Genomic DNA, 21,428 nt, shown 5'->3' with positions numbered 1-21,428 from the left:
TTTGCTTGCGGAAGAATAACAGATGGTGTTGTTTCTAGTAACACAGCCATCATTGTGTCTGTCAAGATTATCCCGCATTTACCAACCCAAGGTGTGTTAAATGGCACGGTACGCGCTTGTTATTGGTATCGCCGAGTATGTCAGCCCATCATTAACGCGTTTGTCAAAGACTACAAATGATGCTGAAGCTGTAGCGCAACTCTTAGAGCAGTATGGTGATTTCCAGTCTGTGCAAAGACTACCTCAGCGCTGGAATAAAGATAAAAACGGCTATGAAATGGCAGCGCAAAAAGTTACTGGCGCTCAACTTGGGCAAGATTTGAGAACTTTTTTACTAGAGCAAGCTGCTAATAATGAAGCGCTGATTTATTTTAGCGGACACGGTTTTACTATTTCCGACAATTTGGGGCAACAAAAGGGATATTTAGCAAGTTCTGATTGTCAGATTGAATTTAAAGAAAATGAAAATGTTGAACAAAAATATGGTATTCCTCTGGATAGCCTCAACGATTTAATTCAAGAGTCGCAATTGAGTAGTTTGGTAATGCTACTAGATTGTTGTCATAGCGGCTATTTCTTAGAAAGACAATTAATAGAAAAAAGTCTGAATGCTTTCAGTTTGCAAAAAGATTATTACTTAATTACAGCTTGTCGTGGCTTTGAACGCGCCGGAGCGATTAAGAGTGAAGAATACAGCATTTTTACAGGTGCAGTTGTTAAGGGATTGGCAATAGAAAATGCAAGTAGTAATAGTAGGCGAATAAGTGGCGATCGCTTGTTTGATTTTGTCAGCAACGAACTTAAAGGTTCAGTACAGGAGCCGATTCGGATGGGTTGGGGACGTTCGATTACCCTGGTTACTTATCCCCAATTAGATATTCCTACAGGAGAAAAAGTTGCTTTCAATCAGGAAAATCCCTATCGGGGACTTTATGCTTTTGAATCAGAGCAAGCGCAATATTTTTGTGGACGAGATGAAGCAGTTCGCACACTAATTTCGCGTTTAGCAGAGAGTCGATTTTTAGCTGTAATTGGCTATTCAGGTAGTGGCAAATCTTCTTTAATAAAAGCGGGTTTGTTACCGCAACTGGGAGGCGATCGCCTCCCTGGAAGCAGTCAATGGGAAATCGTATCTTTTACGCCAGGAGAGCATCCTTTAGGTAAACTTGTTGATATTTTGACTCGACAACAGCAGCAAAATAAACCACATCTATTATTTATCGATCAATTTGAAGAAGTATTTACCCTTTGTCAAGATGATGAGGAACGCAAAGCTTTTATCCGCTTAATAGCACAGGAAGTAAAAAAGGGTGAGGCAGAAACGCGGATAATTTTGACAATTCGCGGTGATTTCTTAAATCGTTGTGCTGACTATTTAGAAATTATTACTCTCATCAATAGCATTCCTCCCACATCATTCATCGTTACACCGATGTCTTTTCCTGAATTAGAAGAAGCAATAGAAAAACCAGCAAAATTACATGGGGTAACATTTGAGCATGGTTTAGTTTCGCAAATTGCTGCCGATGTTATCAACCGTCCGGGTGCATTACCCATACTGCAATATGCGCTTAAAGAGTTATGGCGAGTTTGCATTGAAGAACCGGAATCGCCACAACCGCTTTTGATTTGTAAAGGCTATGAGGAAATTGGCGGGGTTAAAGGAGCTTTAGACAAAAGAGCGACAATTTTATATGAAAGTTTGACAACTATAGATCAAGCCTTTACGCGTCGTTTGTTTATGGAATTGGTGCACTTAGGTGAAACAGGAGAAGTGACGCGGCGGCGTGCTAGCTGGGAGAGATTAGAAGCAATTTCAGATTCTCCACAACAACTGCAAAGGGTTGTAGGATTGCTGGCAGGTTCTCAACAACGTTTAATTATCACCGATGAAAAGACGGTTGAAGTTGCTCATGAAGCACTTTTATCTGAGTGGAAATTATTAAATACTTGGATTGCTGAAAATCTGGAGAATATTCGTCTGAGTCGTTCTTTAGAAGAAGATTGCCAAGAATGGCTACAAAGATTTAATAAATTAGATGAAGCACTATTGGCGGGTGCAAAGTTGGCTGTAATTTCTGAGTGGGTGAATAAAACTCAGCCAAGACTTACACCCTTAGAATCAGAATTTTTGCATAAGAGTTTGGAGAGACGCGATCGCCAAAATCAGGCAGAATTAGAGCAAGCAAAAAAACTTCAACAGCAAGCAGAAGCTAAAGCCAAAGCTGAATCACAAAGAACTAGATTTGCGATCGCTTCTGCAATACTTGTAGCTGTATGTGGGGGATTAGGAGCGTTTACATGGCAACTTAGCACAAAGAATAGTCTGAAGGATAAGATCGCTTCTGGAGCATTAATTGCATCGCCTGAGCTACTTTTACAAACAGGGAATCAGCTTGATGCGATGATAGCAAGTGTACAAGTACTCAAGCAATTTCAAGATTTAGGTATAGATAATGCTAACGCACTTAATCGACTTAAATTAGTGATGGATAAAGTGCAAGAACACAATCGTTTAGAGGGACATACAGGTTCTGTTAGCAGTGTAAGTTTTAGTCCTACAGAAAACCTCATTGTTTCTGGAAGCAGAGATAAAACTGTAAAAATTTGGAAGTTGGATGGCACTTTAGTTAATACTATGAGACATGATGCTGCTGTCTATAGTGTAAATTTTAGTCCTGATGGTAAGTATATTGTCTCTTCTGATGAGAACAAAGTTAAACTCTGGAATAAAGATGGTACTTTGATTGATTCAATTAGAGAAGATAAAAAAATTTATTTTGTCAATTTTAGCCCTGACAATAAAATAATTACTACTAGGGAAAATGGTACTGTAAGGTTATGGGAATATAATTCATCAAAAATTATAAAAAAACCTTATAAAACTATTTCACAAAATGTCCAAAGTAAAGTTTGGAGTGCAGAATTTAGTCATAATAATAGTGGAAAATATATTGTTACTGCTTGCGATGATGAAAAAATTAGAATATTCACTAAAGATGGTACTCTTGTTGCTGCTGTACCAGGACATATTGCAGCAGTAAGTTATGCAACTTTTGGTCTTAATAACGATACTATCATTTCTTCTAGCTACGATAATACAGTTAAAATGTGGCAATGGAAAAATAACAACAAACAATGGTCAGAAATAAAATCGGTGACGGCTAACAATCCCTACAAAGTTAAATTTAGTCCAAACTATAAAATTATTGCTGCTACTAGTGTTGATGGAAATATCCAACTATGGAAAGATGCTCAACTCACTCAAAAACCTCTTTTTATAGGAAAACACACAAATAAAATAACTGATTTGAGTTTTAGCAATGATAGTAAATGGATTGTTACTGCTAGTCGTGACCAAACTTTAAGGATATGGAGCTTAGATTTTCAGCTTGAAAATACATCACAGGCAAACACTGCTAGTTTATTAAAAAAAGGCTGTAGTTGGCTATCGGAATATTTAAATAATAATCATAAGGCACAGCAAAAATATGTTGATGTTCGTCAGATTTGTGAAACTATCAAAAAATAGAAAAATTTAATATGATATGAGTAGAATACATATTTCATGTGTATAATAAAGATGAAAATTATAAGGAATTATAGTAGTATGGAAAACTTAGAAGCTAATTCTGATAATTCCGAATCCACCAGCCTCAAAGTCAGGATGCTAGGAAAAAATACAACCCCCTTTGAAGAATCAGGAGAACCTGGACCCGATCACACTGGACCACATGCCCCTAAACTCCCCTTTGAAGAATCAGGAGAACCTGGACCCGATCACACTGATCCACCACATGGACCACAACATAAAGCTGATGAGTAGCCGTCTGACGAGCAAAGCAATTGTCAGTGCAGGAATTTGATAATCGCATAAATGGCAATTATTTCATTAGTTAGATTCTTCTCGTACAATTCTCTTTGGAGGGAATTTTATTGCTTAACGGATTTTAAGCGATCGCCTGAATCCATAACCATAACTAGCAAATGGGTTATTAGTAAATAGACCTCTTGCAAAAGTCAAAAAATTAAAAATGTCATTCTGAGCGGAACGCAGTGGACAGAAGAATCTCACTACTCTGTTTAGCTCCGCTCAATATGACAATTTAAGCATTTATGCAAAAGGTCTAATCTCTTTAAACTTATGTTTTTTTACCATAACCTGAAATTTAGTTATGTCTCTCAGCACGAGTGTAGTAAGCGCGATCGCACCCCATTTTTCATCTCAATTAATACAAATGTTCTATCTTTTCTCTTTATCAGCCGCACCATCCATCACTAGTAGCATTCTGTAAAATTCATCCCAAAGAATCAGACGATCCCCCTTACCTGTGGTGGCAGACAGTCCTAAACTGAAGATGAGAGTTGAAAGGCAGTCTGGAGAAATTTTGTGAAAAAAGTATTATCAATCATTCTTGGTGGTGGCGCGGGTACTCGGCTTTACCCGCTAACCAAACTCCGCGCTAAACCAGCAGTACCAGTAGCGGGGAAGTATCGGCTAATCGATATCCCTGTAAGTAACTGCATAAATTCCGAAATATTCAAAATTTACGTCCTGACACAATTCAACTCAGCTTCCCTGAATCGTCACATCGCCCGTACCTATAACTTTACAGGCTTCAATGAAGGGTTTGTGGAAGTTCTCGCGGCACAACAAACACCAGAAAACCCTAACTGGTTCCAAGGTACAGCCGATGCTGTACGTCAGTACCTGTGGTTAATGGAAGAATGGGATGTAGAAGAATATCTCATCCTCTCTGGCGATCACCTCTACCGCATGGATTATCGCCAGTTTATCCAACGCCATAAGGAAACGGGGGCTGATATTACTCTCTCAGTCATCCCCATCGATGAGCGCCGCGCCTCAGATTTTGGCTTGATGAAAATTGACGATTCTGGTAGAGTCATCGATTTTAGCGAAAAACCCAAAGGTGAAGCGTTACGCCAAATGCAAGTTGATACAAGTGTACTGGGATTATCAAAAGAACAAGCCCAGCAACAGCCTTACATCGCTTCAATGGGGATTTATGTCTTTAAAAAAGATGTTTTGTTCAAGTTGTTGAGAGAAGGTACAGAAAGGACTGATTTCGGCAAAGAAATTATTCCTGATGCTTCTAAAGATTACAACGTTCAAGCTTACCTTTTTGATGACTACTGGGAAGATATTGGAACAATCGAAGCATTTTATCATGCCAATTTAGCCCTAACTCAGCAGCCTCAACCACCCTTTAGTTTCTACGATGAACACGCACCAATTTATACCCGCGCTCGCTACTTACCTCCAAGTAAACTTTTAGATTGCCAGATCACAGAATCAATTATCGGCGAAGGTTGTATTTTGAAAAATTGCCGCATTCAACATTCAGTGTTAGGAGTGCGATCGCGAATTGAATCTGGTTGTGTCATCGAAGAGTCTCTACTCATGGGTGCAGACTTTTACCAAGCTTCTGTAGAACGCCAAACTAATGTAGAACAAGGTGTTATTCCTGTAGGTATTGGTACTGACTCAATTATTCGCGGTGCTATCATTGATAAAAATGCTAGCATTGGTCACGATGTCAAAATCATCAATAAAGATAACGTGCAAGAAGCTGACCGAGAAAATCAAGGTTTCTACATCCGTAGTGGCATCGTTGTCGTGCTGAAAAATGCTGTAATTCCTGATGGAACTGTCATTTAGTCATTAGTCATTAGTCATTAGTCATTAGTCATTAGTCATTGGTTAATAGTTACAAGCAACAAAGGACAAAGGACAAAGGACTAATGACTAAACTCATTTTACTGATTGGTCTTCCAGGTAGCGGTAAGTCAACTTTGGCAAAACAATTACTGGCAGAATGCCCCCAAATGGCGCTAATTTCTACCGATGCCATTCGGGGGCAATTGTTCGGTTCCCAAGCCGTTCAAGGGCCATGGCTACTGATTTGGCGCGAAATTGAGCGGCAATTTCAGCAAGCTATTTCTACAACTAATACAGCTATTTTTGATGCCACCAATGCCCAGCGCCGTCATCGTCGTGAAGTGATTACTTTCGCCCGTAACCAGGGCTTTACCCACATTAGAGGAATTTGGGTAGATACACCAGTTTGGCTATGTTTAGCACGGAATAAAAAGCGATCGCGCCAAGTTCCAGAAGAAATTATTTTGCGGATGCACCGTCAACTCCGGGATGCTCCCCCAAGCCGCGAAGAAGGACTAGACAGCCTGAGCCGCTTATCAGAAAAATTGGAGTACGGGAATTGCGATTCCTTGGTGAGCAAGAACCACACTTGATTTTCTATATTTTTTGTTAATTTGAAATCAGATTCTTTTTGTTTGGCACTATAACCAGGCAAATTAAATATCTTTCATCTTCAAAAAAAACATAACGGGAATTTCTATAGGAGGCTGGTAGATGGCTGCAACCGACTTCAAGGACTATTACGCTATTTTGGGAGTCAGTAAGACTGCCAGTTCAGAGGAAATTAAACAAGCCTTTCGTAAACTAGCCCGCAAATACCATCCTGATGTCAACCCAAACAACAAACAGGCAGAAGCACGCTTCAAAGAAGTTAGCGAAGCCTACGAAGTTATATCAGATCCAGATAAACGCAAAAAGTACGACCAATTCGGTCAATATTGGAAACAAGCTGGTGAAGGTTTCCCATCTGGTGGTGCTGCTCCCGATATGGGTAACTTTGACTTTAGTCAATACGGCAATTTTGATGAGTTCATTAATGAATTGCTAGGACGCTTTGGTGGTTCTCCCCCTCGTGGTGGGGCGCGCCAAAGTCAGGCACGAAGTCACTCTTACCGCACTTCTCCAGGTACCTCAACTCATTTTAGCAGCAGCTTTAACGATTTTGGGTTTCAAGATGGAGGTGTGGGTACTGGCCAGGATAGTGAAGCTGCGATCGCTCTAACTTTTGCTGAAGCATTTAATGGTGTGAAAAAGCGCTTCAGTTTAGGTAATGAAACCATAGATGTCAACATCCCATCTGGAGCTAAAACTGGTACTCGCCTACGGGTGCGAGGCAAAGGTCAAATTAACCCCATGACTCAACAACGGGGAGATTTATACTTAAAAGTTGAACTTCAGCCGCACACGTTCTTCCAAATGGAAGGCGATAACTTGGTATGCGAAGTGCCAATCACACCAGATGAAGCGACTCTGGGAGCCTCTATTGATGTACCCACTCCCGACGGTTCAGTTAATGTCAAACTACCAGCAGGAGTGCGTTCTGGTCAATCTCTACGTTTACGTGGCAAAGGTTGGCCCCTCCCTAAAGGTGGACGCGGCGATCAGTTGGTGAAAGTGGCGATCGTTCCACCAAAAGACCTCAGCCAACAAGAGCGGGAATATTATGAAAAAATCCGGGCTATACGTACTTATAATCCCCGTAGTCATTTGAACCAATTCAGGCTTTAACAAGCAAAAAGAGAATCCCCATAATTGAAAATCTCGTCATTACCCACATTTTGCTAACAGTCAAAGTATTATGCTAAACCACATCCTGTCTATAACTTAAGTTCTGCGGCTTTGAGCTACTGTTCACTTAAGTGGACTTGAATCATTTTCGGGCGAGTTTTAACCGAACTTGAGATAAATTGTTGTTTAGTCCAGTTAAGAGAATTTGAACTATTAGCCTTGGAGTTGTATTTCGAGGCACAATAGTTCTACTTGGTATTCAAAAGCCGGCTGATTGTTTATTTTAAGTAGTTTGTTTTTATATAAAAATTGTATTTTTATATTGGCAGAAATCTGATGATTAAATTGCTAAAAACAAAGCTAAATAATGTTGTTATCTTTTAATTATTAACTTTTCTGATACCGCATACCTGGTAGTTGCGAAATAAAACCCATAAGTTCCAACTGTAACAAAGCACTGGAAACTGAGCCAGCAGCCATACCGGTTTGTTGGACAATAAAATCGAAGGGTAAAGCATCACTTGCGAGTGCCTCCGGCACGCCTGCGGCGATCGCATTCATTACTGTTTGCAATTCTGGCGATAAAGTTGGCATTAACTGTTCTGGTGCTGTAGAAGCTTCAATCGCATCAATTTGTGGTATTGCTCCTAGCATTGTTAACAGTTCGTCTAGTTCCTTAAGAATGAAGGAAGCTCCCTGATTCAGTAACTTTAAGCATCCTTGGGATGGATAATCGTCAAGTCTTCCAGGTAATGCATAGACATCTCTACCAAATTCATTTGCGTAGGTAGCAGTAATTAAGGCACCAGATTTTAAAGGCGCTTCCATTACTAAGATGGCGCGGCTTAAGCCTGCAATAATCCGGTTGCGACGGGGAAAGTGAGTCCGATCGGGTGGGGTTTTTGTCGGGTACTCACTTACAACTAGCCCAGCCGTCAAAATTTGCTTGTACAAATCCCGATTTTTATGGGGATAGATGACATCTACACCAGTTCCCAAAACTGCGATCGTGCGTCCACCTGCTTTCATAGCAGCGATGTGGCTTTCAGTGTCAATTCCCTCTGCCATACCAGAAACGACTGTAAAGCCATTTTTAGCCAAAGCTGTACTAATTTGGCGAGTCCAACGGATACCATATTCTGAGGGTTGGCGGGTTCCGACAATCCCAACCATTGGTTTTTGTCCGAGATTTTCTTGGAGTTCGACTTCACCGCGATAGTACAAAATTGGCGGTGGACTCGGAGTTTCTAGCAGTAAACGGGGATAATCTGCATCTGCTGGCGTCCAGAAATGAGAATTTTCCTGCTGGTGCTTGGTGAATAGTTGTTCTGGGTGCAAACGCGATCGCTGTTGTACTACTTTTTCTAGTGTCTGAAAACCAAAACCCTCTACTTCTCCTAACTGTACCTTAGTAGCGTTCCAAGCTGTTGCCAGCGTACCAAAATGCTGTTGTAGGCGTCGCAGTAATACTGGCCCAATTCCCGAAATTTGTGCCCAAGCTAGCCAATATGCGCCTTCTTCTACCACGGTTCTATCCTCACGCCTACTGGATTGAGTATTCCCAAATTAAGGTTGGCTGTTGATGGAGTAGGGGCGATACTGTGCGGTTAAGGCAAGAGACGCGATGAATCGCCGTCAAGACAAAGACCTCTTTCCCAATTCCCCTTGACTTTTGACTCTTGACTCTTGACTATTAACTATTGACTATCTATCTTCTTATCCTGTGTGATGAAATATTTCTATCGTCTTCTAATAAGCCTATCTGGGTGCTTAATATTTTTACTGGTGCATAGTGGCCTTGGTTTATTACCTAGTTTGGCAGCCGAAAAAGTTACCGTCAGGTACGGATTGTTTGAGCAATCGATTCCGGTGGCAGATATACGCAACTATGACAAGACACAAAAGGTTTCTAGCGATCTGAAATCTTTTCTAGATTACCTTAGCGCTGAAGAGAAACAGAAATTTCAAGAAGCCCTTCAGGTGAAAATGTCGCTTGATATTGTGGCTTTAGATAAGCTGGTAAACACAGGAATGGGCAAGCAAATTTTATCTTTTGCTTCCCAAGCGATCGCTCGTCGCGATCAGGCTAGTATACAAGCACTACGATCTGCCCTGATCGTCGGAGCAAGATCGCCAGAAGGTCTAGGAATAACCAGCTTTCTAGAAGCCTATCCCAGCGATCGACTAGTTATTGAGGTGTCAAAAATTAAGAAGCTGGTCGGTATGGCAAATTCTTCTGCTAGTTCTGCTGATGCGCCGCCGAAAGATGATGTCAGTTCTTCACCTTTAGGGAAAATTGCCCTACAATATCAAACACTCGCTGCCCAGGATAAACAGTTCTCAGGTTGCTTATTTGGCGATTCTATTTCGGCTGGACTTGGCAATACCCTAGGCAGTGGTACTTTTAATTTTGGGTTAAATGGTCTGAGTACAATCTCATTACTAGAACAACTGAAAAGTTTAATTCCTACCAAGGTGAAATGCGAAAAAGCCATTATTGCTGTAGGTGGAAATGATGCTTTGTATAAAATTAGTGATGAATTATTTAGCAAAAATCTCCAAGAGGCGATCGCACTTCTGCGCACAATGGGAACTAAAGAGATTTTTCTAATTCCGGCTTTTTATTCGACAGTGGCAGCAAGCTCAGATCCAACTGTAGCAGCCCCACTGAAGAGAGTTGAACAAATTAATGTTCTGATTAATCAAGTGGCTGAAACAGAAAAAGTGCCAGTTGCCGCAGCCGGACTAGCACCATTATATGAAAATAATGTTCTGAAAGAAAATTTCACCAGTGATGGCGACCATCTGAATGCAGAGGGTTTGAAAATTTATCGACAAGCATTATTACAAATCCTGGGTAAGTAATACCATTTTGGATTTTGGATTTTGGATTGACTGAAAAATCTAAAATCTAAAATTCAAAATTCAATGGCTGTCGCAGCCAATATTTCTGCTGTATTACTATTAGGCTTTCCAATTCAAAAACCGTGCATAAAGATAAGCTATACCTTCATCAAGAACCATCCGCACGCCTTCGCTAGAACTCCACCATTTGTTTGGATTATAATCTTGTGTTGTCGCAGCAATCACACCAACATTAATTTGAGGGTTAAGTATTTTTTTAAAAAGAAACCAACTCCTACGGGCATGAACGTCCAAGGAAAAAAGATTAATCGATTCTATCTTTAAATTTGAATTGGATAGCCAACGTTCAAATTCAGCAGCAGATGCATAACTACGATCTTTAACCACAAAAGGTGTCGGAACGGCTACTACTTTTTCTGCTTCTAAACCGAGTTTTATGAAGGTGTCAGCCGATACGTCTGCAAAGTTCTTGTATCCGGTAAGATAACTTCCTTTTCCTAATGTACCTCCGGTAGTAATTATTTGATGATAAGAACCGTTTTGAAATTCAGTCAAAGCTTCTTCTATAGCGTAATCTGGTAGCCATCCTTCAACAACTAATACTTCTGCTGATTGGATCGGGGAAGTTACGGCGAGAAATGAGTGTACATGAGTAAAAATGAAAAATATTAAATAAACAATCAAAGCGATCGCAATCGCCCACCCTTGAGCCGTAAGTGTCCACATTTCTTGGCGTTTGATTAGTTTGATTTTGGGAAATTTTTGACACCGACGATTTTTTATCCGCATTAAACCTTAGCTAAACGTTGTTCTTTCAAGTAGGTAAATACAGACTTATCTCCAATATCAGCAGGAATTGCTTGAACTGTCTTGCGCAGGGCAAACACTAAAAATAATATTGCCCAAGTTCCTAATAAAATACTTTCTACCTGGGTTGGTAAAATTCCTACCAAATGTCCTAACAACAGTAGCGGTACAATTGGGGTTAATACTTTGGTTTCCAGGCGATTGAAGCAAAAAGCCTCTTTAAAATAAATACCTGTTAAAGCTACGAAAATAAAACCAACTCCAAATAAGGTAATTGGCTGATTGTAAACAGCAAGAGCTAAAGGTTCACTACTACTGATTGCCAGAATCACTGATGCGATACTACCAATCGCCCAAAAAACTTGCAATGCTCGGTGCAGTGATGCCATGTAAATATGGATGGTAAATAAACTTACACCAAGAGCGAGACTAAAACAAGCATATAGAGGTGTCAGTAAATTTACAACAGTTGGGTTATTGTTGAGTAAAATCAAGGCGCTGCCGATGGCAAAGCTCAGTGCTGCTACCATTAACCCAGCACGGTAGATAATTACGCCAGTGCGATCGCTCTGAGTAATTGTAAATTCCCCAAACTGACCTTGATAAACTTCTGGTGCAGAGAGTGTTTGTGTAGTCATAGCTAAGAATATAATTATGATTCTCTAGGAGAGTACAACAGGAAATTGCTCAAGGGTTACTTTTATTATTATGAGCAATAAGGCGAACTTCATGTCACCATTTTTAAACTTACATATTTTAGCAGTTGCTTTCTGGAAATTTTTGTCGAATCGGCACTGCCTACGGTGAATGAAAATGCTTATTTTTAAGTGATGTGTAGTTGGCTATGCTCCTTTTTATATCTAGAATTTTCCTCTTTTTTTGACTTTCCCACAAATTACCAACAGGCACTTTGCAGCCTGGGAATTTTTCACTGTCTTAACTTTAGCAAGATTCACTGGTCTGATTTTCTTAAAAAAACAAGACTTCTAGCGGATCTTGTAAATTAATCTGTAATTGTGAGTGAGCATGTCCGCAATTAATGGCAATTTCTACCCAACCGTGACTGCCAACTAAAGCTATTATCTCTCCCACTTTCACCTCACTGTAAGTTTCACAGCCTGGTACACTCAATCCAGCAACTTGCACATACCAACTTTTGCCTTGCACGTAACTGGCTGGAATGTTACTCACCAAGTTGCCAAAGTGGTCAATATATTGAATGCAACCCACTACACTGGTGGTTGTCTGCTTGCAGTTGCCTATATCCAGGTTTACCAAACTTGCTGGATCGATTTCTTGCCCTAGCTGTTTGAGGGGGACACCACTAGCAAGATTAGCTGCTACTGGTGCAAAAATATCCCTACCGTGAAAAGTCTTGCTTGGTTGAGGAGTGCGCCAATAATTAAGATTTGTAAGTTCGACGGCTGCGTAGGCGTAGCCCGTCGTAGACATCGCCAGACTTTGACTGAGTACCCCGCTGAATATACCATTATCTGGGCCGACCAAAAACCCTTGAGCAAATTCTACTGCGATCGCTCGTCGCTTGCTTCCCACACCTGGATCGACTACTGCCAGATGCACTGTCCCAACTGGAAAATGGGTATAAGCATTCATCAGGCTAAACCTGGCTGCTTTGATGTCTTGCGGCGGAATTTGGTGCGTTAAGTCTACCACCGTCAGTCTGGGGTTGATTTGGGCTATGACTCCCTTGATTATGCCTACATAAACATCGCGATCGCCAAAATCGCTCAGTAAAGTCACAAGGGGCTGTCGATCTATCTGGTTATTAGACATATTCTGGTAAAAATATATAAAAAATATATTTTCTGTAGCAACAGCTACAAAATGTATGCTATGTTAAGAATACAAGACATAAATGGAAAAACTAAAGCAGGTAATCACTATGAGTCAAAATAGACTACAAAGTTTGAGCAAATCACGAGAAACTCACAGAGCGAATATTCAAAGAAGCCTAGAGCATCGCTTGGAAATAGCTAGAGCAAAAGGCGACGAACAGTTAATTCGTCAACTGGAAGCTGAAATGAGGTATTCCAGCTAAATCAAGTTTTCATTGTTCATAGTTTTGTTGTGTAACCCGCTACGGCGGGTTTTTTCTTTTTAGAGGGTTTCCTGGCAATTCTGCTAAAAGCTCATCATCCTTACTCAAGCGACGAGATTGATTCCACTAAGCGAAAGTTCGTTCAACAATTTCTCAAAGGTATTGGTGAAGCGATGTTTACGATGGTCACTAAGCGGCTGGTAAGCAAAGTCGAATTATGCCGTCCCGTCTGCGTCTCGTAGAGAAGTGCGGGCTGCACCTACGCTCCTGTATTATGACCGAATAATTAGCAGAACTTGAAACACCGCAATTAGTGTAAAACTTTGACCGCAAAACTTCCCATGTTTAGATTAGATTACAGATTTTTACGCCTGTCTTGGCTCAATACTAAATATAAGTATCGATACTAGCTAGACCCCCATCATTGAAGACGTTGACTAAATCATCTCTCCCGTCTGCGTTAAAATTGCCGACTAGCCATTTTTGAGTATCCCCAAACCCGCCTTGACCTGTTGCCCAGCGCTGGCTATCAAAACTCTCACCATTAGATAAGTGAGTATCGATACTAACTAGACCCCCATCATTAAAGACGTTGACTAAATCATCTTTCCCATCTGCGTTAAAATCGCCGACTAGCCATTTTTGAGTATCCCAAAACCCGCCTTGTCCAGTTGCCCAGCGCTGGCTATCAAAACTCCCACCATTAGATAAGTGAGTATCGATACTAACTAGACCCCCATCATTAAAGACGTTGACTAAATCATCTCTCCCGTCTGCGTTAAAATCGCCGACTAGCCATTTTTGAGTATCCCCAAACCCGCCTTGGCCTGTTGCCCAGCGCTGGCTATCAAAACTCCCACCATTAGATAAGTGAGTATCGATACTAGCTAGACCCCCATCATTAAAGACGTTGACTAAATCATCTTTCCCATCTGCGTTAAAATCGCCGACTAGCCATTTTTGAGTATCCCAAAACCCGCCTTGGCCTGTTGCCCAGCGCTGGCTATCAAAACTCCCACCATTAGATAAGTGAGTATCGATACTAGCTAGACCCCCATCATTAAAGACGTTAACTAAATCATCTTTCCCATCTGCGTTAAAATCGCCGACTAGCCATTTTTGAGTATCCCCAAACCCGCCTTGTCCAGTTGCCCAACGCTGGCTATCAAAACTCCCACCATTAGATAAGTGAGTATCGATACTGGCTAGACCTCCATCATTAAAGACGTTGACTAAATCATCTTTCCCATCTGCGTTAAAATCGCCGACTAGCCATTTTTGAGTATCCCAAAACCCGCCTTGGCCTGTTGCCCAGCGCTGGATATTAGGAAAGTTTAGAGTACCACTGATAAAGTACTGCCCCAAACTGCCGTAATCCGTGTAGCCAGTTGAAAGAGGATCTTCTTTTCCTATACCATCAATTTTGAGGTAATAATTTCCAGCAACGACATTTGTTGTAATACTTGCAGATAGTAAATCTGTTGGATTGGACGATGCAATTAAGGTACCAGCAGAATTGTATAGCTCTGCCAAAATGTCTAAGTTTGGCCCTGGACTAAAAGGATTCACTGTCAAGCTAATCAGACCAGTACCTGTGACAAAACTATAGAAATCTAAATCTGTATTGCGCTCAATGATGCCACTACCACTGATAGACGTACTAGAAATGGTTAGTGGCTTTGCTGTCGCAATTGTATCGCCACAATCATCGGCTCGGTAGGTGAACCCATTTTGGGTTGTAATAATTTGCAAATCATCCTCAGTATTGTTAGCAGAAGCATACTCGCCTTTACTCCACTGGGTTAGCTCGTCGTAATACGCTGCTCCCATGATCGGTGCCCAGCCAGTCTCTCCACTAGGATGTCCTAGATAGTATTCTTGAGGGGGGGTTATTTGTCCATCATGCTTGAGTCCCAGCGTATGACCTACTTCATGAGAGATAAGTTCAGCCGTCTCCTTCTCATCGCCGAACGCATCTTCAGCAAAAACAAAGGCAGGAGTATCACTATTCCAGTTGAAAGAACCACGCTTGGCGATTCCTCCCACTCTTTCACCATACCAATCGTAACTGCTACCGCCGATCGCAATACGCACCCCCCAGCGAGTATCATTACTGCCGCTCTTAATCAGATCGTTAATATCTACTGGAGCCTGCGTTGTGACATTAACATTAAATGGGCTGAAATCCTCAGCAACACGCTGCCAGATATACTGAATTGTTTCAAGTTCAGCCGAGCTAAAGGATGCTATGTTGCCGTCGAAGTCGAAGGCAGGGATGATAATGTTAGCCAGACCTTTATCTGTGTTCCAGGAAGTACCAGAGGTGATATTGCCGTCGAAATCTAAATAAATTGTCTGATTAGCTCCTGGTAAGCTGTTGAGGAAGAAAGTTTTAGACAGGTCTAAAGAAGCTGATACTGACATATAATTTCATCCTTAAAGGAAATCTCTATTAGTTTCTCTGTATCAAGCAGATAACTTTACGTGTTTTCCTATGCAATCTTTACAAAAAGTTATAATCTGCTCTCACCGATACTGGAAATATTTGCATTTCATCTCGCAGGATGGTATCAACTAACTGACAAGAAGAGATAATGACCAAAGAATTTCAGAGTCTCGACCAAATTAATTTTGAGTTTGAGTCAGAATTGGTAAGGTAATGACAAATTCAGTTCCCTCACCAAGCGTAGAATTCACAACCAGTGAACCGTGATGTTTTTCTACCACAATAGACTGAGCGATCGCCAGTCCTAAACCCGTACCTTTACCAACTCCTTTTGTAGTAAAGAAATGGCTAAATATTTTTTCTTTGACTTCTTCACTTATTCCGTTACCATTATCAGCAATTGATATTTTTACGTTGCCTTTATGGATATTAAAAGGTACTGAAATACTGCAATTAGTGAGTAATGTTGCAAAGTAGACCGCTTCCGTCATGAGTTAGACCGCTCCCATAAGTTCGGAAGCTACTCCCATAAGTTCGGAAGCTACTCCCATAAGTTTGGGAGCTACTCCCATAAGTTCGGGAGCTGCTCCCATAAGTTCGGGAGCTACTCCCATAAGTTCGGGAGCTGCTCCCGTAAGTTGTGAAACCGCTCCCATAAGTTCGGGAGCTGCTCCCATAAGTTTAGGAACTGCTCCCGTAAGTTTGGGAGCCGCTACAGTTGCAATATTGATAACTACAGCTTAAGTATAGTGACACCAACTTCAATAGATGATACCTTAAGCATTTAAAGGTAAAGGCACGCAGCCATGCACTTCTACTGCGTATTACATCCAAAATTTTTGTATTTTCCTTATTTTGTCAAAATCCGAAATATTGCATAGTAAACTTGTATAAAATTTCAGTGATACCACCTCTCTAAAATCTATCACTAAATTCAAACCCCCAAACCCAGATTTCATCTGACTTTCTTTCTTAATTACGAATTACGAATTAGTGATTATGCCGCCAGACTACTCCGGTCAAAATCTCCGAGGTCGCTCTTTTAAAGGTCAAAACTTGACTGGAGCCAACTTTAGCAGTCAGGATATTAAAGGGGCAGATTTTACCAACGCTATTTTAAAAGATGCTGACTTCACAGGTGCTAAAGCTGGACTACAGAAGCGTTGGGTAATTGGGTTGCTGATAATATCATGGCTACTATCAGCACTATCAGGATTTTTCTCAACCCTAGTTGGTGTATTGATAGCATCTATTTTTGACACCAGAATCACTCAAAAGCCCATTACCGGGGTAGCCACTCTAATTGTATTGGCCGTCTTTTGTATTGTAACTATTCGTAAGGGTTTAACAGCCATCGCATTTGCCATAGCGATCGCCGTCGCCATCACTATCGGGTTTGCCGTTGCTATCATCATCTTCGGAGCCAGTTCTTTAGCGTTCGCCGGAGTCTTTACCTTTGCCGGAGCCATCGGCATCGCCATTTCTGGAGTCATCGCCGTCGCCATCGCTGGAGGCATTGTTGCAGCTATCGTCGAAGCCGGAGCAATTACTGGAGGCATTGTTGGAGCTATCGTCGGAACTGGAGCAATTACTGGAGGTATTGTTGGAACTATCGTCGGAGCTATTGTTGGAGCCGGAGCTAATACCAGAACCGTCGCCATTACCGCAGCCGGAGCCGTCGTCATCACACAATTTGGTGCTTACATTGGGTGGCGCAGTCTAGCTGGAAATGAAATAGATGCCTGGGTTCGCTCAACTGCTATTGCTTTTGCTGCCACAGGTGGTACAAATTTTTTTAATGCTGATTTAACTGATGCTGATTTTACTGGTGCGACTCTTAAAAATACAGATTTTAGAAAAGCCAATTTAACACGCACTCGTTTTTATGAAGCTAAAAAATTGGACTTTGCTAGAGTAGACAACTCGATATTAGCTAAACGAGATATTTTTAACTTGCTAGTAACTGGCAATGGTAGAAGAAAATCCTATGCTGGTGCGAACTTAAAAGGCGCAAACCTTATCGGTGTAGATTTAACACAAGCAGTTTTAAAAAATGCTGATATTACAGCAGCCACCTTCCAAGGCGCTTATTTAGAGTGGGCAAACCTAACTCTAGCTCAAGCTGTAGGTACTAACTTTACCAGCGCTAAAATGACAGGTGCTTGTGTGGAAGCGTGGAATATTGAAAGTACAACTAAGTTAGATAATGTAGATTGTCGCTTTATCTATCTTCTTGAAAACCCGAAGGCACAAACAGATGACCGGGAACGCCGTCCCAGTAGTGGCTACTTTCAACCAGGAGAATTTACCAAGCTATTTGAAGAGGTTTTAAATACTGTTGATTTAATTTTCCGCGATGGCATTGATTGGAAAGCTTTTGTTAACGCCTTCCAAACAGTGCAAGACCAAAATCAAGACACAGAATTAGCTCTACAGAGTATTGAAAATAAAGGTGATGGCGTTGTTGTCGTTAAGGTAAGTGTACCTATTGATGCCGATAAAGAGAAGATTCATAGCGATTTTACGGAAAATTATCAACTGGCACTGCAAGCTGTAGAAGAAAAATATAAAGCACAATTACAAGCTAAAGATGAGCAAATAGTTATCTATCGCCAACAAAGTGGAGAGATGACAGAGATTGTAAAATTATTAGCAAATAAGCCGATTAATGTTCAAGTTGACAATAAAGTTGAGAATAAAAATATGACTAACAGTAATGATGCCAGCCGCAAAATTGAAATTGGTAGTGTTGGCAGAGATTTTAATGCCAGTGGACAAGCTTTGAATTTAGGTGATATTAGCGGTACGGTAACAAATACTATCAACGAGTTACCAGCATCTCCCGAACCAAAAAAACCGGGAATTAAGGAACTGTTGACGCAATTGCAAGCAGTAATTGAGGCTGATACAAACTTAGTACAGCTTTGCATAAGTTCGTAGCGAATTGACAAGGGAAAATTTTTAAGTGTAGGGTAAGCATATACAAACATCCCTCAACCACTCAGTACTATGATTGGTCGTCAAAAAACCTACAGGGTGCAGCTAACGGAAGAGGAAAAAAAGCTGTTGCAGCAACAAGTGCTTGCGCGTAAAACAGGTCAAAGCAAAGCCAGAAGAGTAAAAATTCTACTAAAAGTAGACGAAAGTCCAGAATGGACGGATGCTCAAATAGCTAGAGAAATAGGCTGCTCAGCTGCTCTTGTACGTAAATGGCGCAAACGCTGGTGTCAAACCCGTAGCCTGGAAGAAGCTCCACGCCCTGGTCGTCCTTGCCTGTTTCAAGCGCTCGTAAAAGCACAAGTCACAGCGATCGCTTGCAGCAAACCAACAGATTTTGATCTACCGTTGGCGAGGTGGAGTTGTAGCGATATTGCGGCACATCTAGTCACACTGGGTATTGTAGTTTCCATCGCCACTTCCACAGTTTGGCGATGGCTAAAATCCGAAAGTATCAAGCCTTGGCGCTTTCATGCTTGGATGCACCAGATTGATGATAATTTCGTTGTCAAAGCAACACCCGTACTCAGATTATATGCCCAAGCTAAATTTTTACTTGATGCTGGATTTTGGGTAGTGTGTGTAGACGAGAAAACTTCAATCCAAGCACGAAGAGGCTTGCATCCGAATAAAGCAGCAGGTGCAGAACAACCAGTTCATTTTGCAGCCCGATATATCAGGGAAGGAGCAACACATCTTTTTGCGGCTTTAAGTGTTGCTGAGGGTTTGATTTATGGTTATTGTAGTCCCACAAAAACATTTATTGATTTTCAGACATTTCTACTATCGGTATTAATCCCAGAAGCCATTGGTCGTGGTGTACGCCATATCTATTTAATTCTTGACAATGGCTCCACTCATGCACCAAAACAATTACAGGCTTGGTTGAATCAGAAACAAAAACAGGAAGCTTGGAATTTTACAGTCGAAGTTGTCTGGCTGCCAAAATACGCTTCTTGGTTAGACCAAATCGAAATTTGGTTCAGCATTTTACAGCGAAAACTACTGACTCCGAATGATTTTCCTGACCTTAATACATTACAGCAACGCATCACCGATTTTATTAGTCGTCACAATGACTCTGCACAACCCATAAAATGGTCATATACAGTGACGCAGATGATGGAGAAATTCGCTACGAATTAATGCAAAGTTGTACTTAGCTCAAGAAGATAAAGCTGAGGCATTAGAACAAGTGAAAGCTTTAGCAGAAGCTGGGAAAAATCCTCAAGAAGGGGCGATGCAAAAGGCAGCGAAAACGGCTATAAAGATTTTAAAAGGTACAATCGCTAGTTTACCCAGTGCTACAAAGTTGGTTGAACAATGCAGCAATCTATTGCCGTTAATTTCAAATTTTCTGGGTTTAGGCTGAATAAAAAGACCTCTCCTGGTTTTACTATGCAAAACCTTTCCTCTCCGGCTCAGACCTGCGGTGTACACACAAGTCTAATTACCCTCCTTAATCCCCCCGATGCATTGGGCTACGGTGTACACACAAGTTTGCCCAGAGCGAGCTTCCAGCCAAAAAAGGTGGATTCAAATTGCTCAAGTCCGCGGCTCAAAGTAGTAATACCGGGAGGTTTTTGGGATTTGTAACCAGACCAACCACCAAGCCGAGCGATAATCCAAGTCGCCCAAGCAAGAGTTGAAGGAGGATAGGGATTTTGTTGCAGTCGAGTTTTACCTTCTAAAGTAGGAGCAATAGTAGATAAATATTGCTGTTGCTCATGAGAAAAAGCAATATTTGCCGGTAAATCAGGATGATCCCGTCCACCAATCAGTTGTAAAATTCGCACAGCAACAGACAAGGCTAATATAGTTAATCGTTGAATGGCGGTAACCGACTCTAATTGGGTGGCTTCGAGATTTAATCCGGCAGTTTTGAGTGTGGCAAACAGTTGTTCAATTCGCCATCGCCATGTGTACCATCGAATCACCTGTAGTGCTTGTTCTAAACAAACGACTTGGTGGGTAGTGAGTAATCGCCAATGAATCGGTGCTTGACCTGATGGTGGGTTGACTTCAACTGCTTCCACTGCGTAAAGTGTCACACTAGGGGGATAATCTTGCCCATTCAACTTATCTGGACGTTGAATTTTCACTACCGCACGGCGAACAATTAATAATGCCTCCCTTGCTGTTCTACTTTGGCGTGCATCTGACGGCACATTGACTGTATAAGTACCCTCACTGGGCTGTTCATTTAAGTATGTATAAAGTGATTGGGTTTTTCCCACAAGGCGACGGTCAATGCGCGCTCTCACCAACACATGATTGTCTTGATTTGGGACTGTAGCAAATTCCTCATACATATCGCTTTCGCGGTCGGCGATGTGAGTCACTATTTTGGCATTGCCAATAGTTAAACATCTTTGCGTTTCTTCGGCAGAACGTAGCCACTTGTATGATTCTTTCTTTTCTATTGGTAATCGGCTGTAATTGCGCTCATGCTTATCCTGATGGTTAATATCTCTCGTCCACAGTTGTACTGTACTTATCCCCAAGGGAAATCCATTTGCTGCATCTAATACTAGTGTTGGATGAATATAAAATCCTACATCCGTGTTGTTTCCGACTACACCGACACCCTTTGCTTTCAACCTGCCTACATGAGACTGCAAGTTAATTTCGCTTGTATCACTGATAGCTAATATATGCTTTCCTTCTACATGAGTTACGCATTCGTCTGATAGGCTTCGCACTAATTCCCCTACTGTCACATTCTCATTCTCCAAAAACCGATAGTATCCTACTTGTTCGGCTCTATTTTTACTTATTTGGCGAATGCTCACTGATTGATTTTTTCCCAAAGCTTCGTACAATGCTGCCCCCTTTTAGAGAGTCGC

General features: G+C 41.3%; 17 protein-coding genes and 1 pseudogene. 10 read left to right on the top strand and 8 right to left on the bottom strand.

Features of this window, described 5'->3' with window-relative positions:
• Positions 1 to 100 precede the first annotated feature (100 nt).
• The 5 genes from ACR5KR_RS13250 to ACR5KR_RS13230 all read left to right on the top strand — a co-directional run bounded on the left by ACR5KR_RS13250 (position 101) and on the right by ACR5KR_RS13230 (position 7,408).
• Positions 101 to 3,532, top strand: coding sequence for an nSTAND1 domain-containing NTPase (locus ACR5KR_RS13250; protein WP_448266829.1), 3,432 nt, complete (start codon positions 101 to 103; stop codon positions 3,530 to 3,532).
• A 78-nt stretch (positions 3,533 to 3,610) separates the two neighbouring features.
• Entirely contained in the window at positions 3,611 to 3,826 is a 216-nt protein-coding gene (locus tag ACR5KR_RS13245) for a hypothetical protein (RefSeq protein ID WP_448266828.1), read from the top strand.
• Positions 3,827 to 4,390: 564 nt separating this feature from the next.
• Positions 4,391 to 5,680: a glucose-1-phosphate adenylyltransferase gene (locus ACR5KR_RS13240; protein ID WP_448266827.1), complete on the top strand. Its 1,290-nt coding sequence runs from the start codon at positions 4,391 to 4,393 to the stop codon at positions 5,678 to 5,680.
• A gap of 83 nt (positions 5,681 to 5,763) precedes the next feature.
• The gene (locus ACR5KR_RS13235; protein WP_448266826.1) at positions 5,764 to 6,273 is read left to right on the top strand and encodes an AAA family ATPase; all 510 of its coding nucleotides are present in this window, start codon (positions 5,764 to 5,766) and stop codon (positions 6,271 to 6,273) included.
• Positions 6,274 to 6,394: 121 nt separating this feature from the next.
• Complete coding sequence (locus ACR5KR_RS13230) at positions 6,395 to 7,408, top strand: DnaJ C-terminal domain-containing protein (RefSeq protein ID WP_445631982.1); 1,014 nt, start codon at positions 6,395 to 6,397, stop codon at positions 7,406 to 7,408.
• Positions 7,409 to 7,795: 387 nt separating this feature from the next.
• Here the strand turns inward: ACR5KR_RS13230 and dprA are convergent, their stop codons facing one another.
• Positions 7,796 to 8,935: a DNA-processing protein DprA gene (gene dprA, locus ACR5KR_RS13225; protein ID WP_448266825.1), complete on the bottom strand. Its 1,140-nt coding sequence runs from the start codon at positions 8,933 to 8,935 to the stop codon at positions 7,796 to 7,798.
• Positions 8,936 to 9,193: 258 nt separating this feature from the next.
• Here dprA and ACR5KR_RS13220 point away from each other — a divergent pair, with 258 nt between their 5' ends.
• Positions 9,194 to 10,273, top strand: a complete 1,080-nt coding sequence (locus ACR5KR_RS13220) for an alpha/beta hydrolase (RefSeq protein WP_445631984.1) — start codon at positions 9,194 to 9,196, stop codon at positions 10,271 to 10,273.
• Positions 10,274 to 10,372: 99 nt separating this feature from the next.
• Here the strand turns inward: ACR5KR_RS13220 and ACR5KR_RS13215 are convergent, their stop codons facing one another.
• The 3 genes from ACR5KR_RS13215 to ACR5KR_RS13205 form a co-directional block, all read right to left on the bottom strand.
• Positions 10,373 to 11,062, bottom strand: coding sequence for a YdcF family protein (locus ACR5KR_RS13215; RefSeq protein WP_445631985.1), 690 nt, complete (start codon positions 11,060 to 11,062; stop codon positions 10,373 to 10,375).
• On the bottom strand, positions 11,062 to 11,718 hold the full coding sequence (locus ACR5KR_RS13210; protein WP_448266824.1) for a DUF2301 domain-containing membrane protein: 657 nt from the start codon (positions 11,716 to 11,718) through the stop codon (positions 11,062 to 11,064). Before ACR5KR_RS13210 ends, ACR5KR_RS13215 begins: the two co-directional genes overlap by 1 nt.
• Positions 11,719 to 12,049: 331 nt before the next feature.
• Positions 12,050 to 12,874 carry an SAM hydrolase/SAM-dependent halogenase family protein gene (locus ACR5KR_RS13205; RefSeq protein WP_448266823.1) on the bottom strand — a complete coding sequence of 275 codons (825 nt, stop codon included), beginning with the start codon at positions 12,872 to 12,874 and terminating at the stop codon, positions 12,050 to 12,052.
• A 109-nt stretch (positions 12,875 to 12,983) separates the two neighbouring features.
• On the opposite strand from ACR5KR_RS13205, the gene pirA reads away from it, so the two are divergent.
• Positions 12,984 to 13,139 carry an arginine synthesis PII-interacting regulator PirA gene (gene pirA, locus ACR5KR_RS13200; RefSeq protein ID WP_292738868.1) on the top strand — a complete coding sequence of 52 codons (156 nt, stop codon included), beginning with the start codon at positions 12,984 to 12,986 and terminating at the stop codon, positions 13,137 to 13,139.
• 387 nt (positions 13,140 to 13,526) lie between these two features.
• Here the strand turns inward: pirA and ACR5KR_RS13195 are convergent, their stop codons facing one another.
• The 3 genes from ACR5KR_RS13195 to ACR5KR_RS13185 form a co-directional block, all read right to left on the bottom strand.
• Entirely contained in the window at positions 13,527 to 15,563 is a 2,037-nt protein-coding gene (locus tag ACR5KR_RS13195) for a hypothetical protein (protein WP_448266822.1), read from the bottom strand.
• Positions 15,564 to 15,764: 201 nt separating this feature from the next.
• A complete protein-coding gene (locus ACR5KR_RS13190) occupies positions 15,765 to 16,076 on the bottom strand; it encodes a sensor histidine kinase (RefSeq protein WP_448266821.1) in 312 nt (103 codons plus the stop codon).
• 3 nt (positions 16,077 to 16,079) lie between these two features.
• Positions 16,080 to 16,262 (bottom strand): hypothetical protein, encoded by a 183-nt coding sequence (locus ACR5KR_RS13185; protein WP_448266820.1) that lies wholly within the window; start codon positions 16,260 to 16,262, stop codon positions 16,080 to 16,082.
• A gap of 322 nt (positions 16,263 to 16,584) precedes the next feature.
• On the opposite strand from ACR5KR_RS13185, the gene ACR5KR_RS13180 reads away from it, so the two are divergent.
• The 3 genes and pseudogenes from ACR5KR_RS13180 to ACR5KR_RS13170 form a co-directional block, all read left to right on the top strand.
• On the top strand, positions 16,585 to 18,525 hold the full coding sequence (locus ACR5KR_RS13180) for a pentapeptide repeat-containing protein (protein ID WP_448266819.1): 1,941 nt from the start codon (positions 16,585 to 16,587) through the stop codon (positions 18,523 to 18,525).
• Positions 18,526 to 18,594: 69 nt separating this feature from the next.
• Positions 18,595 to 19,728: an IS630 family transposase gene (locus tag ACR5KR_RS13175; protein ID WP_448266818.1), complete on the top strand. Its 1,134-nt coding sequence runs from the start codon at positions 18,595 to 18,597 to the stop codon at positions 19,726 to 19,728.
• A 13-nt stretch (positions 19,729 to 19,741) separates the two neighbouring features.
• Positions 19,742 to 19,954: pseudogene (locus tag ACR5KR_RS13170) on the top strand (hypothetical protein); the annotation flags it as partial.
• Between the two features lie 109 nt (positions 19,955 to 20,063).
• Here ACR5KR_RS13170 and ACR5KR_RS13165 read toward each other — a convergent pair.
• Positions 20,064 to 21,392, bottom strand: coding sequence for an IS4 family transposase (locus ACR5KR_RS13165; RefSeq protein WP_448270096.1), 1,329 nt, complete (start codon positions 21,390 to 21,392; stop codon positions 20,064 to 20,066).
• Positions 21,393 to 21,428: the final 36 nt, after the last annotated feature.

It is taken from the genome of Nostoc sp. DSM 114159, from assembly GCF_053470285.1.
The sequence above is the reverse complement of the archived record's forward strand: the minus strand, read 5'-3'. Positions and strand labels throughout refer to the sequence as shown.